The following is a 13225-nucleotide window of genomic DNA, read 5'->3' on the forward strand; positions in this document are numbered from 1 at the left end:
GCTTTTCCAGGCCCCCTGGCACCGAGGGCAACCAGCTAACAAGGGATGATTGCGTCCGTCAAAATCGTGGCGGCCGGCGCTGTACCTACCGCCCCTGACACAAACCCACCCCTTTTCCGTATACCCGCCCGTCGTCGTCGGGGCGTGTTTGAGGAAAAGGGATGGGTTTGTGGAGCGGGTCAGCTGTGGAGCGTCTTGTTCATCCGGCCGACGGCCTCCTCGTACTCGCTCACGAGGTCCGCGATGAGATCGGCGACCGGGGTGATCGCGTTGCAGCGCCCGACGATCTGGCCTGCCGGCATCGCGACGACGTCTGGGTTGTCGGCAGCCGAGATCCGCGCGTGCGCCTCCGCGACGAGCAGGTTCTGCAACGGCATCGGCAACGGCTCGGGTGCGTTGTCGGCGTCCCAGGCGTCAGTCCAGGCGGTCTTCAGGAGGCGGGCGGGCTTGCCGGAGTAGATACGACGACGCACGGTGTCCCGCGACGTCGCCTTGAGCAGCGCCTGCTGCACGGTGGACGGCTTGTCCGATCCCTCCGGCACTCCGAGCTTGTACTCGGCAGCGGTGAGCCAGTAGGTCCCCATCCACACGCCCTGCGCACCCAGCGCGATCGCAGCTGCGATCTGGCGGCCGCTACCGACGCCGCCGGCGGCGAGCACCGGCGCGGTGTCGCCGACCGCGTCGACGAGTTCGGGCCACAGGATCATCGAGGTGACCTCGCCGGTGTGTCCGCCACCCTCGTATCCCTGGGCGATGACGATGTCGACGCCGGCCTCGACGTGGTGCAGCGCATGGTCTTTCGCGCCCGCGAGCGCGGCGACCAGCACGCCGTTGTCGTGTGCGGTCTGGATGACGTCCGACGGCGGCGAACCGAGAGCGTTCGCGATCAGCTTGATCTGCCCGTACTTACGACGATGCTCCATGGCGACGTCGACATGCGAGCGGGCCACCGAGTGCAGCCAACCCAGCACGCCCGCATTGACGCGGTCCTCACCGGGCAGTGGCGGAACGCCGAGGTCGTCGAGCGTGCGCTCCACGAACGCCCGATGTTCCGGCGGGATCATCGAATCCAGGTCGACCTTGGAACCCTCGGTCGGGATCTTGGCCGGCATCACGATGTCGACGCCGAACGGCTTACCGTCGGTGTTCTCGTGCATCCACTCGAGGACCTCGTCGAGTTCCTCGGCCTCGTTGAACCGCACGCACCCGAGCACGCCGAGTCCGCCGGCACGGCTGATCGCGGCCGCGACATCCTGACTGGGCGTGAACCCGAAGATCGGGTATTCGATGCCGAACTTGTCGGCGAGTTCTGTACGCATTTTTGCTACTACTCGTTTCCGGCGCTCTACAGCGCCTCTGTCAGATTTTCGGCGCTACAGCGCTTCGTCGGCGGGTCGTTCGGCAGTGACCGCCGCCCCCCAGCGATAGTCGGGTTTTCCTGCGGGCGAACGCTTGATCTCATCGACGAACCAGACGCTGCGCGGGCACTTGTAGCCCGCGAGTTCCTTGCGCACGACGTCGTTGAGGCTCTCCAGGGATGGTCGGGCTCCGTCGCGCGCGGCGATCACCGCGGCGACGCGCTGACCCCAACGGTCGTCGGCGACGCCCACCACGACGGTGTCGAAGACGTCGGGATGTGCCTTGAGCGCGCCCTCGACCTCTTCCGGGAAGACCTTCTCGCCACCGGTGTTGATCGACACCGAGCCGCGACCGAGCATCGTGATGCTGCCGTCGGCCTCGAGCACGGCGTTGTCACCCGGCAGCGAGTAGCGCACGCCGTTGAAGACCTTGAACGTCTTAGCCGACTTCTCCGGATCGTTGTGATAGCGCAGCGGCACATGCCCGGACCGCGCCAGCACCCCGACCTCGCCGCTGCCCGGCTCCACCGGCGTACCGTCCTCGCGGAGAACGTGGGTCTCGCTGTCGGCGTTCACGCGCGGGCCACCGGTGTGCGGGGTGCCCTTCGCGACGATGCCCAGACCGCCGAAGCCGGTTTCCGACGAGCCGATCGCATCGACGATCACCGCGTTCGGGAATCGTTCCAGGAACTGCTCTTTCACACTCGGCGAGAACAGACAGGCCGACGAGGCGATCGAGACGACACTCGACAGGTCGTACTCCTCGCCCTGTCCGAGCGCCTCGACCATGGGGCGCCCCATGGCATCTCCGGTGATGAACACGACGTTGACCTTGTGTCGCTCGACGATCTCCCAGGCCGACGACCCGCTGAACTCGGGGTACACCACGGCTTTTCCGCCGGCGAACAGCGACTGGAAGATCGCCCACTGCGAGCCGCCGTGGATGAACGGCGGGATCGGGTACCGAACCAGCTGGCCGCCGTCGGCGCCGGTCTTGGCGAGGTGCCACTCGTCGGGGATGGGTTCGCTGGTGTACCAGTCGATTCCGCCGCCGAGGACGCGCCACACGTCCTCCTGACGCCAGACGACGCCCTTCGGTTTCCCGGTGGTACCGCCGGTGTAGAGCATGTACAGGTCGTCGTTCGACCGCTCCTCGAAATCGCGTTCCGACGACGACTCGGCGATGGCGTCCTCGTAGCGGATCGCGTCGCCGTGGCCCTCACAGCACAGGTCTTCCGACGTCCCGTCCTCGATGGCGATGCGGTACTCGATGGAGGGCGATTTCGGTAACGTGTTGCACACCCGCGGCGAGTAGCGGCGCTCGTGGATCAGGACCTTCATCCCGGAGTCGGTGAAGATGTGCTCCAATTCGGCCTCGACATAGCGGTAGTTCACGTTCACCATGACCGCCCGGGCCTTGAAGATCGCGATCATCGACTCGACCGACTCGATGGTGTTTCTGCTGTACAGACCCACCCGGTCGCCGGGTTGCACACCCAGCGCGCGTAGCTTGTGGGCGAGCGCGTTCGACCGCGCCTCGAGCTCCGCATATGTCCGGCTGTGGTCGCCGGATTCCAGCGCGACGCGCTCGGGTACCAGGTCGACGGCATGCTCGATGAGATCGGCGATCGTATAGGCCATGGCTCAAAATTAGAACGTGTTATCGTTCTGGGCAAGTGCGGAATATGACCGGGAGACAGCGATGACCACAGCCACCCCCACCGAGTCCGTCACCGACAAGGCTCCCGAGTGCCTCGTCGAGAAGCGCGGACACATTCTCATCGTCACGATGAACCGTCCGGAGGCGCGCAACGCGCTCTCCACCGAGATGATGCGGATCATGACCGAAGCCTGGGATCAGGTCGATTCCGATCCCGACATCCGGGTCGCGATCCTCACCGGCGCGGGCGGTTACTTCTGCGCCGGGGCCGACCTGAAGAGCATGAACAAGAAGCCCCCCGGTGACACCGTCGACTCCGGCGCCTGGAACCCCGCGTCGCTGCCGGCGCTGCTGAAGGGCCGTCGCCTGACCAAGCCGCTGATCGCCGCGGTCGAGGGCCCGGCCATCGCAGGCGGTACCGAGATCTTGCAGGGAACCGACATCCGCATCGCCGGCGAGAGCGCCAAGTTCGGTGTGTCCGAAGCGCGTTGGGGCCTCTACCCGATGGGCGGCAGCGCGGTCCGCCTCGTCCGCCAGATTCCCTACACCGTCGCTTGCGACATCCTGCTGACCGGCCGTCACGTCACCGCGCACGAGGCCCTCGAGTACGGCCTCATCGGCCACGTCGTCGAGGACGGCAAGGCACTCGACAAGGCGCTCGAGCTGGCCGAGAAGATCGCCGCCAACGGTCCGCTCGCCGTCCAGGGCATCCTCAAGACCATCCGCGACACCGAGGGTCTGCACGAACTCGACGCCTTCGAGCTCGACGCGAAGATCGGCGTCGCGGTCTTCAAGTCGAAGGACGCCAAGGTCGGACCCCGCGCGTTCGCGGAGAAGCGCACCCCGGAGTTCACCGGAGAGTGAGAGCCACCCACCGCCGGTGAGAATCCACACCGCACTTTTCGGTCCACAGCACGCGGCCGAACGCACCCGGGCGTTACGGGACGTCGGAGTCGACGGGGTGTTCACGTTCGACGGCCCGCACGACGTCTTCAGCCCGCTGTTCGGCGCGTCCGGCGTCGACGACGTCGCGCTGATGACCAACGTCGCGATCGCGTTCCCACGCAATCCGATCACGGTCGCCCATCAGGCCAATGATCTCCAGCTGCTCAGCGGCGGCCGGTTCACGCTCGGACTGGGGACTCAGATCCGCCCGCAGATCGAGAAGCGGTTCGGGGTGCCGTTCGAGCGTCCGGTCGACCGCATGGTCGAATTCGTCGCCGCTTTACGCGCGATCTTCGACTGCTGGCAGAACGGCGCCCGCCTCGACTTCGACGGCGAGTTCTACCGCCATCGGCTCATGACGCCGATGTTCAACCCCGGACCGAATCCGCACGGGCTGCCACCGATCTTCGTCGGTGCCCTGGGACCGCGCCTCACCCGCGCCGTCGCCGAACATGCGGACGGCCTGCTCGTCATGCCGTTCACCACCGACCGGTTCGTCCGCGAATCGATCCTGCCGCGTGTCGACGCCGGCCTGGCGGCGTCGGGGCGTCGTCGTGAGGACTTCTCGGTGATGCCGGAGATCATCGTGGCCACCGGTCGTACCGAGGAGGAGTTCGAGACCTCGGTCGACGCGGCCCGGCGCCTGCTGTCGTTCTACGGCTCCACACCGGCCTATCGGCCGGTGCTGGAGTTGCACGGCTACGGCGACCTCCAGACCGAACTCAACCTGCTGTCGAAGCAGGGCCGCTGGGCCGAGATGGTCGGACTCGTCGACGACGAGCTCCTCGAGCTCATCGTCGCCCACGGCAGCCCCCGCGACGTGGCCGCGACGATCCGCGCACGATCGGATGACATCGCCACGGATGTCGCCATCTACCAACCGTTCCCGCTCGCCGACGAGACGCTCGCCGAGATCATGGACGGCCTCGAGGCGTAGCGCCCCAAACACGGATCACACCAGCGTCGCCAGCTGCCGGATGGTGTCGGTGTCGCGGGCGGTGACCATCAGCATGGTGACGCCGGCGGCCTCCCATTCCTTGATCTGTGCGCGGACCTCGTCGGCGGTGCCGACGAGCATCGTCTCGCGGACCATCTCGTCGGGCACCGCGGCCATCGCCTCGGCCTTCTTGCCGCTGAGGAACAGACTCACGATCTCGTCGACCGCTTCGCCGTAACCCATCCGCTTGTACAGCTCGGCGTGAAAGTTCCTCTCCTTGGCGCCCATTCCGCCGACGTACAGCGCGGTCGAGGGCCGGTAGAGTTCGATCGCCGACGCGACGTCGTCGGTGATGACGACCTGCACGGTGGCGGCGACCTCGAAGTCCTCACGGCTGCGGCGGGCGCCCGGGCGGGCGAAGCCCTCGTCGAGCCAGGAGTTGTACTGATCGGCGAGTCCGAGGCTGAAGAAGATGGCGAGCCAGCCGTCGGCGATCTCGGCGGTCTGCGCGACGTTCTTCGGACCTTCGGCGCCCAGCCAGATCGGCAAATCGGCGCGCAGCGGGTGCGTGATCGGCTTGAGCGGCTTGCCGAGTCCGGTGGCACCGGGCGCGTCGGCGGGATATGGCAGCGGATAGTGCGGCCCGTCGTTGGTCACCTTGTCGGCACGCGCGAGCACGTCGCGGACCACCTGAACGTATTCGCGGGTGCGCGCCAACGGTTTTCCGAACGGTTCGCCGTACCAGCCCTCCACCACCTGCGGCCCGGAGACACCGAGGCCGACGATATGCCGGCCGTTCGACAGGTGATCCAGGGTCAACGCATGCATTGCCAGCGATGTCGGCGGCCGTGCCGACAGCTGGGCCACCGCGGTGCCGAGCCGGATGCGCGACGTCGCCGCGCCCCACCACGCCAGCGGTGTGTAAGCGTCCGATCCCCAGGACTCCGCGGTGAACACCGCGTCGAACCCGCACTCCTCCGCGACCGCGATCAACTTCGGCGCGTTCGGGATCGGATCGGCACCCCAATATCCGAGTTGCAGACCGAGTTTCACTCCACTCCCCTCTCGCCGGGCCGTCGGGAATCTCGCGGCCTGACATGCATCTTGTGTCCAATACTAGAACGTGTTCTACTCAAGTCGTGAGCATGAGCGTAACGTCTCCCGCCGCCGGCAACCCCATCGCCAGTCCCGTTGCCACGGTGCCCGAGCCGAAGTCCCCGATCCTGACCGCTCCCCTGATCAACTCCTTCGACTACACCCGGTCACTGGGCCCGGTGCTGAGCCAGTTCGCGCTCGCACTGCGCGACGGCCGGATCGTGGGGTCGAAGGGCAGCGACGGCGCAGTGTCTGTGCCGCCGGTCGAATTCGATCCCGTCACCGGACAACAGTCGACGGAGATCGTGGAGGTCTCGACCGTCGGCACCGTCACCAGCTGGACCTGGCACGACGCCCCGGTGCCCGGACAGCCGCTCGACAAGCCCTTCGCCTGGGCCCTGATCAAACTCGACGGCGCGGACACCACACTGCTGCACGCGGTTTCGGTGGACTCCCCGTCGGAGATCTCGACCGGCCTGCGCGTGCACGCGGTGTTCTCCGCGGCACGGATCGGCCGCATCGACGACATCGCGTACTTCGCCCCGGGTGAGAGCACCGACGCCGCACCCGAGAACACCGCGGACGCACCGAAGGGCGCCGACACCGGCCTCGTCGTCATCCCGACCCCCGTCACCACCGAGATCACGCACTCCGCCAACGAGGAGGAGTCCGTCTACCTCGAAGGATTGAAGGCCGGCAAGCTGATCGGCACCCGCATCGGTTCGGGCGTCGACGAAGGTCGCGTGTACTTCCCGCCCCGCGGGGTGAGTCCCGCCGACGGGTCACGGGCCGTCGAACGCGTCGAACTCGCACACACCGGTATCGTGACGACGTTCTGCATCGTCAACGTGCCGTTCCAGGGCCAGCGGATCAAGCCGCCCTACGTGGCCGCCTACGTGCTCCTCGACGGCGCGGACATCCCGTTCCTGCACCTGATCCTCGACTGTGAGGCCGCTGATGTCCGAATGGGCATGCGAGTCAAGGCCGTCTGGCTCCCCGAAGACGAGTGGGAGTACTCGATCGGCAACATCAGCCACTTCGCGCCCACCGGCGAACCAGACGCCGACTACGAAACCTACAAGGATCACCTCTGATGACACTGCCACCGATCGCGATCATCGGATTCGCCCACAGCCCCAACATCGAGGGAAGCCACGGCACCACCAACGGTGTCGAGATGCTCATCCCCTGCTTCGACAAGCTCTACGCCGAACTGGGCATCGCCCGCACCGACATCGAGTTCTGGTGTAGCGGATCATCAGATTACCTTGCCGGACGCGCCTTCTCGTTCATCTCCGCGATCGACTCGATCGGGGCGATGCCGCCGATCAACGAGTCCCACGTCGAGATGGACGGCGCTTGGGCGCTGTATGAGGCGTGGGTGAAGATCGCCACCGGCGAGGTCGACCTCGCGCTGGCCTACGGCTTCGGCAAGGCTTCCGCGGGCAACACCGACCAGACCCTGGCGCTGCAGACCGACCCCTATACGGTCGCCCCGCTGCGTCCGGACGCCCGGTCGCTCGCGGCCCTGCAGGCGCGCGCCGGCGTCGACGCCGGAACCTGGACCGAGGCCGACATGGCCGCCATCGGGGCCCGCACGTCCGGCGGTTCCGTCGACGATCTGCTGGCGAGCGACTACGTCGCGAGTCCGCTGCGCCGCCACGACATCGCGCCCTACACCGACGCCGCCGCCGCGGTCGTCATCGCCAGCGAACGCAAAGCCCGTGAACTGGTGGCCAATCCGGCGTTCGTCACCGGCTGGGACCACCGGATCGACACCCCGAACTTCGGCGCTCGGGACCTGACCATCTCGCCGTCGACGAAGCTCGCCGGAGACACCGCGTTCGGCGATGCGAGTCGCGCCGTGGACGTCGCGGAGATCCACGCGCCGTACACCCACCAGGAGATCATCGTGCGCAACGCTCTGGGTCTCCCGGATTCGGTGCGGATCAACCCGTCCGGCGGCGCACTGGCCGGCAACTCGCTGTTCTCTGCGGGCCTGCAGCGTATCGGCTACGCGGCCCACGAGATCCTGAGCGGCAACGCCGGAACCGCCGTCGCCCACGCGACGAGCGGTCCACTGCTGCAGCAGAACATGGTGGTCACCTTGAGCGCACAGAACAACGCGGGAGGCGGAAACTGATGGGGCACAAGAACCGTGCGGCGGTCCTCGGTACCGGCCAGACCCGCTACGTTGCCAAGCGATCCGACGTCACGATGGCCGGGATGGTCCGCGAGGCCATCGATGCGGCACTGATCGACTCCAAGGTCTCCCTCGACGACATCGACGCGATCGTCATCGGCAAGGCCCCCGACCTCTTTGAGGGGTCGATGATGCCCGAGCTCGCGATGGCGGAGGCGATCGGCGCGGTCGGCAAGCGGCTCATCCGCGTGCACACCGCCGGCTCGGTCGGCGGTTCGACGGCGAACGTGGCCGCGTCCCTGGTCTTCGCCGGCGTCCACAAGCGCGTGCTCGCCGTCGCATGGGAGAAGCAGTCCGAGTCCAATGCGATGTGGGCATTGTCGATCCCGGTGCCGTTCACCAAACCGGTCGGCGCCGGCGCGGGCGGCTTCTTCGCGCCGCACGTGCGTTCCTACATCCGCCAGTCGGGCGCCCCGGAGCACATCGGCGCGATGGTCGCGGCGAAGGACCGTCGCAACGGCGCCCTCAATCCCCTTGCGCATCTCCACCAGCCGGATCAGAGCGTCGAGAAGGTCATGAGCTCGCAGATGCTCTGGGACCCCATCCGTTACGACGAGACGTGCCCGTCGTCGGACGGCGCGTGTGCGGTCGTGATCGGTGACGAACAGGTTGCCGACGACGCGGTCGCCGCCGGCAACCCGGTCGCCTGGATCCACGCCACCGCGATGCGCACCGAACCGCTGTCCTTCGCCCACCGCAACGTGGTGAGTCCGCAGGCCGGCCGCGATGCCGCTGCCGCACTGTGGAAGTCGGGCGGGATCAGCAATCCGCTCGACGAGATCGACGTCGCCGAGATCTACGTGCCGTTCTCCTGGTTCGAACCGATGTGGCTGGAGAACCTCGGGTTCGCCGACGAAGGCCAGGGCTGGAAGCTGACCGAATCCGGTGACACCGAGATCGGCGGCCGCATCCCGCTCAACGCCTCGGGTGGCGTGTTGTCGTCGAACCCGATCGGCGCGTCGGGCATGATCCGTTTCGCCGAGGCCGCGATCCAGGTCATGGGCAAGGCCGGCGACCACCAGGTCGACGGTGCCCGTAAGGCCCTGGGTCACGCCTACGGCGGTGGCTCACAGTACTTCTCGATGTGGCTCGTCGGAGCCGACAAGCCGCTCCACTGACCGGCGTTTCGTAGCATTCTTGCGCGCCATCTGCGCATGAATGCTACGAAATCCGTTCGGGCAGAGCACAGGTCGCGCCATCTGACATTCCGGTCGGGCGGACACCCAGCGACTGGTTGAGGCGTGCCCGCTGGTTCTCCCAGGCGACGGTCATCGCGAGTTCGACGATCTGAGTCTCCGTGAGGTGTTCACCGAGGCGCCGGCGCAGGTCGGCGAGATCGTCGCCGACCGCCGGGGTCAGGGTGATCGCTTCGGCGTAAGCGATGACGAGTTTCTCCACCTCGTTGTAGGCCAGCGAGTCCCGGTACCGCGGGAGATCGCGAAGCTGCTGCTCGGTGACGCCGGAGCTCGCCGCCAGCACCGACCCGATGTCGAGGCAGAACTCGCAGCTGACCATTCCGGCGGCCTTCAGCTCGGCGAGATCCTTCAGCTTCGGGTCCACCTTGTTCGACAGCAGCATGGCGGTCTCCACCCCGACCGTCGCCCCGGCGAGCAGCGGACGGCGTCCGATGTGCCGGACGAGGTCGGCGCGATTGCGTTTCGCCCGTCCGAATGCGCGAATGAAGTGTCGGATTCGATGTAGTGATCTCATACCGGTTCTTCCCGTCCTCGCCGGTGGCTGTAACGCCACGCGATCAAGTATGTGACCAGCAGAACGATCGCCGCCAGCCCCGCCGACCCGTGCGCCACGGCCCCCCACGCGAAGACCCCGATCTCGTGCACGCCACGGCCGCCCATGACCAGCCCGAGCGGCACCCCGACGATGACCGCCAGTGGCAGCCCACGCCGACGCGTCGACGCCACCGCGATCGCGGCACCGATCGCGATGAACGCGAGGCCGCCGTCGATCATCGCGTGCTGGTTGTACGGCTCGCCGAGCGAGGTCGAGATCCACTCGCCTGCAACCATGTTCACCACACCGTGGACGACCAGCACGATGCCCAGCACGGCTGCGGAAACCTGCGCGAGCGACCATCGCCACCGACTGTCCCGCGGCCTCGCCTCGGCGACCCGTCGTTCGACGGCGGCGTACGTCGACGCGGACGGCTCGCGCCGGAACGCGTTCGCCAGCACCACCAGGTCGGGGTCCACCGACCCCGGCCGGGCGGAGCCGGCCAGGACTGCTGCGATGTCGTCGTCGAGACGCGCAGCGGCGGCGATCTCGACAGGGTCGAAGGCCACGTCGGCCTCGTACGGATCAGGCGACGTCACTGTGGCATCACCTCCCTCAGCTTCGCCACGCCTCGGTAGACGAGCATCCGGGCGGCGGTCGCCGAGATACCCATCGCCGCTCCGATCTCCTCCGAGGTCAGCTCGGTGGCAAATCGCAGCGTGACCGCCTCACGCTCCCGGGCGGTGAGCACCCACAACCGGCTTCGGACATCCTCGACGTCTGCGGCCCGCAGCATCGCCGTCTCCGGATCATCCGCGGCGGCCCCGCGCCGGTCGATGTCGACATCCACCTCGGCCACGGGCACCTCCCGGGCATTGCGTGCCCACCAGTCCGCCACGACGTGTCTGGCGATCCCGATGAGCCACCCGCCTATCGTGCCGCGCCGGTCGTCGAAGCCGCCCCGCGAACGAATCGCCTTGGCGAACACCTCCGCGGTCACATCGTCGGCGTCGGCGTCTCCCGGCACGCGTGTACGCACGTAGCGCCAGACCCCCGCAACGTGTTCGCGGTACACCGCGTCGAACTGGTCGATCGCGCCGGACTCCGAGTCCTCACACCTTTCGTGTCGACGTTCCCTCGACTCATCTTCCGCCCGGCACCGCCGGCTGTAACGACGGATCGGACGAAGAAACCGCGGGCGGGACAGGTGACGTGGTCACCGGTCCCGCCCGCGGCGGATCGTTGTGCGAGGTCAGGCCTTGCGCACCGAGTTGATCGTCCTCTCGACCTCCCAGTAGGCCCGGAGCGCCGAGAGCCGGCCCTCCGAGTCGGCGTGGTAGGTGAACACGCCGCGTGCCTCGGAGACGTGACCTGCGATGTGGGTGACGATGCTGCCGATGTAGGCGACCTCGTTCCCGCAGATGATCTCCTCGTCGAAGCGGAACTCGATGCTCTCGGTGGCTGCGATCGACTTGTCCCAGAACTCCGAGATGCGGTCGTATCCCCGGAATCCGACACCCTCGGGGTCGAACATCGAGGGGCCCACCGGATCCTGGACGATGGCGTCCGGCGCGAAGTTGTCGATCCACGCCTGCTTGTCGCGGGACTCCACGAACTCTCGGGAACGACGCCCCGCCACGACAGCGGGATGGTTCTCGCGGTCGATGTTCAGGTAGGCGGGTGCCTCTTCAGCTGCGGTCACTTCGTCCCGTAGTCGACGCGGAGTTCCTTGACACCGTTGATCCACCCGTGGCGGAGACGACGAGGCGCGTCGAGCTTGGTGATGTCCGGGACGAGGTCGGCAAGCGCGTTGAACATCAGGTTGATCTCCATGCGTGCCAGGTTGGCGCCGACGCAGAAGTGCGCACCGTTGCCACCGAAGCCGACGTGCGGGTTCGGGTCGCGAAGGATGTTGAACGAGAACGGATCGTCGAAGATATCTTCGTCGTAGTTGGCCGAGCCGTAGAACATTCCGACGCGCTCGCCCTTCTTGATGTCGACGCCGCCGATCTGCGTGTCGCGCTTGGCGGTTCGCTGAAAGCAGTTGACCGGGGTGGCCCAGCGGACGATCTCGTCGACCGCGGTCGCCGGACGCTCCTTCTTGAACAGTTCCCACTGGTCGGGGTTGTCCAGGAAGGCGTTCATACCGTGGCTGATCGCGTTGCGCGTGGTCTCGTTGCCGGCGACGGTCAGCAGGATGAAGAAGAACCCGAACTCCGTCTCGTCGAGATGCTGGCCGTCGATGTCGGCGTTGACGAGAGTGGTGACGATGTCGTCGCCCGGATTGCGACGCTTCTCCTCGGCCATCTGGTAGCCGTAACCGAGGATCTCGGCGTTGGCCTGCTGCGGATCCGTCGTGTAGTCCGGATCGTCGGCGTTCATCATCGAGTTCGACCAGTCGAACAGCTTCTCGCGGTCCTCCTGGGGCACACCGAGGAGGTCTGCGATGGCGAGTAGCGGCAGGTCGACGGCGACATCCTTGACGAAGTCGCCGGTGCCCTTCTCCGCGGCACGCGACACGATCTCGCGGGCGGCGTCGTCGAGCTTCTCCTCCAGCGAGTGCACCGCACGGGGGGTGAACAGCTTGGAGACCAGCTTGCGGAGGCGGGTGTGCTCCGGCGGATCGTGGTTGATCAGCAGCGCTTTGGTGATCTCGATCTGCTCGGCGGTCATGTCGTCTTCGAAACGCATGATGACGCCGTTGGCGTTGGTCTCCCAGTCATCGTTGTTCTTGGAGATCTCGCGGACGTGGGCGTGCTTGGAGATCACCCAGTACCCGCCGTCGTGGAAGCCACCACCCTTGCCGGGTGCCTGGGCGTTCCACCAGACCGGCGCGGTCTTACGGAGCTGCGCGAACTCCTCCACTGGGATTCCCTGCTCGAGCAGGTCCGGGTTGGTGAAATCCCACCCCTCCTGCTCCATGAACGCACACTTGCCGACGACGTCGGAAGGGCTCGTGCGCGCAGAATCCGCCGTGGTCGGCTCACTGCCGATCGGGGCACTCTGGGCCTGGGTCACGTCACACCACCTCGCTGGAGATTTAGAACCTGTTTCACTCTCATTAGACCACATTGTGACACACGCGACAGCCCCCGATGAGAACTTGTTCTAGTTTTGGATGACCGGATGGTCCCCCACCTGCGGACTTAATCCATGGAACAAGTAACATCCACTACGTTCCAGTAGGCAGCGGGAGGGCTCGAATCGCCGCTCGAGGCGGTCGCGACCAGCCTTCCAATGCCGCCCATGGACGCAAACATAGAACATGTTCTAGCTTGAATACACGGCCTCGGCAC

The 13225-nt window shown here is 66.7% G+C and carries 13 protein-coding genes; 5 read left to right on the plus strand and 8 right to left on the minus strand.

Annotated elements, in window-relative coordinates; translation table 11 throughout:
• Window positions 1–179: 179 nt before the first annotated feature.
• Entirely contained in the window at window positions 180–1319 is a 1140-nt protein-coding gene (locus tag GOALK_RS20095) for an NAD(P)H-dependent flavin oxidoreductase (protein ID WP_006360679.1), read from the minus strand.
• Between the two features lie 54 nt (window positions 1320–1373).
• Window positions 1374–2999, minus strand: coding sequence for an acyl-CoA synthetase (locus GOALK_RS20100; protein WP_006360680.1), 1626 nt, complete (start codon window positions 2997–2999; stop codon window positions 1374–1376).
• Window positions 3000–3060: 61 nt separating this feature from the next.
• Here GOALK_RS20100 and GOALK_RS20105 point away from each other — a divergent pair, with 61 nt between their 5' ends.
• Window positions 3061–3882, plus strand: a complete 822-nt coding sequence (locus GOALK_RS20105) for a crotonase/enoyl-CoA hydratase family protein (RefSeq protein ID WP_006360681.1) — start codon at window positions 3061–3063, stop codon at window positions 3880–3882.
• Between the two features lie 16 nt (window positions 3883–3898).
• The gene (locus GOALK_RS20110) at window positions 3899–4900 is read left to right on the plus strand and encodes a TIGR03617 family F420-dependent LLM class oxidoreductase (protein WP_006360682.1); all 1002 of its coding nucleotides are present in this window, start codon (window positions 3899–3901) and stop codon (window positions 4898–4900) included.
• A gap of 15 nt (window positions 4901–4915) precedes the next feature.
• Here the strand turns inward: GOALK_RS20110 and GOALK_RS20115 are convergent, their stop codons facing one another.
• Window positions 4916–5953 carry an LLM class F420-dependent oxidoreductase gene (locus tag GOALK_RS20115; RefSeq protein WP_006360683.1) on the minus strand — a complete coding sequence of 346 codons (1038 nt, stop codon included), beginning with the start codon at window positions 5951–5953 and terminating at the stop codon, window positions 4916–4918.
• Between the two features lie 92 nt (window positions 5954–6045).
• Here GOALK_RS20115 and GOALK_RS20120 point away from each other — a divergent pair, with 92 nt between their 5' ends.
• Genes GOALK_RS20120 through GOALK_RS20130 form a run of 3 tightly spaced genes read left to right on the plus strand, consistent with a single transcriptional unit; the run spans window position 6046 to window position 9316 of the window.
• Complete coding sequence (locus GOALK_RS20120; RefSeq protein WP_006360684.1) at window positions 6046–7089, plus strand: Zn-ribbon domain-containing OB-fold protein; 1044 nt, start codon at window positions 6046–6048, stop codon at window positions 7087–7089.
• Window positions 7089–8138, plus strand: a complete 1050-nt coding sequence (locus GOALK_RS20125) for a thiolase family protein (protein ID WP_006360685.1) — start codon at window positions 7089–7091, stop codon at window positions 8136–8138. Before GOALK_RS20120 ends, GOALK_RS20125 begins: the two co-directional genes overlap by 1 nt.
• Window positions 8138–9316: a thiolase family protein gene (locus GOALK_RS20130; protein ID WP_006360686.1), complete on the plus strand. Its 1179-nt coding sequence runs from the start codon at window positions 8138–8140 to the stop codon at window positions 9314–9316. Before GOALK_RS20125 ends, GOALK_RS20130 begins: the two co-directional genes overlap by 1 nt.
• A 43-nt stretch (window positions 9317–9359) precedes the next feature.
• Here the strand turns inward: GOALK_RS20130 and GOALK_RS20135 are convergent, their stop codons facing one another.
• From GOALK_RS20135 to GOALK_RS20155, 5 genes are all read right to left on the minus strand, one after another.
• Window positions 9360–9908, minus strand: coding sequence for a carboxymuconolactone decarboxylase family protein (locus tag GOALK_RS20135; protein ID WP_006360687.1), 549 nt, complete (start codon window positions 9906–9908; stop codon window positions 9360–9362).
• Window positions 9905–10528: a hypothetical protein gene (locus GOALK_RS20140; RefSeq protein ID WP_006360688.1), complete on the minus strand. Its 624-nt coding sequence runs from the start codon at window positions 10526–10528 to the stop codon at window positions 9905–9907. Before GOALK_RS20140 ends, GOALK_RS20135 begins: the two co-directional genes overlap by 4 nt.
• The gene (locus GOALK_RS20145) at window positions 10525–11004 is read right to left on the minus strand and encodes an RNA polymerase sigma factor (RefSeq protein WP_006360689.1); all 480 of its coding nucleotides are present in this window, start codon (window positions 11002–11004) and stop codon (window positions 10525–10527) included. Before GOALK_RS20145 ends, GOALK_RS20140 begins: the two co-directional genes overlap by 4 nt.
• 177 nt (window positions 11005–11181) lie before the next feature.
• Window positions 11182–11631, minus strand: coding sequence for a nuclear transport factor 2 family protein (locus tag GOALK_RS20150; RefSeq protein WP_006360690.1), 450 nt, complete (start codon window positions 11629–11631; stop codon window positions 11182–11184).
• Window positions 11628–12947: a cytochrome P450 gene (locus tag GOALK_RS20155; RefSeq protein ID WP_006360691.1), complete on the minus strand. Its 1320-nt coding sequence runs from the start codon at window positions 12945–12947 to the stop codon at window positions 11628–11630. The genes GOALK_RS20150 and GOALK_RS20155 overlap by 4 nt, the downstream gene beginning before the upstream one ends.
• Between the last annotated feature and the right edge of the window lie 278 nt (window positions 12948–13225).

Source organism: Gordonia alkanivorans NBRC 16433 (assembly GCF_000225505.1).
GTDB lineage: Bacteria > Actinomycetota > Actinomycetes > Mycobacteriales > Mycobacteriaceae > Gordonia > Gordonia alkanivorans.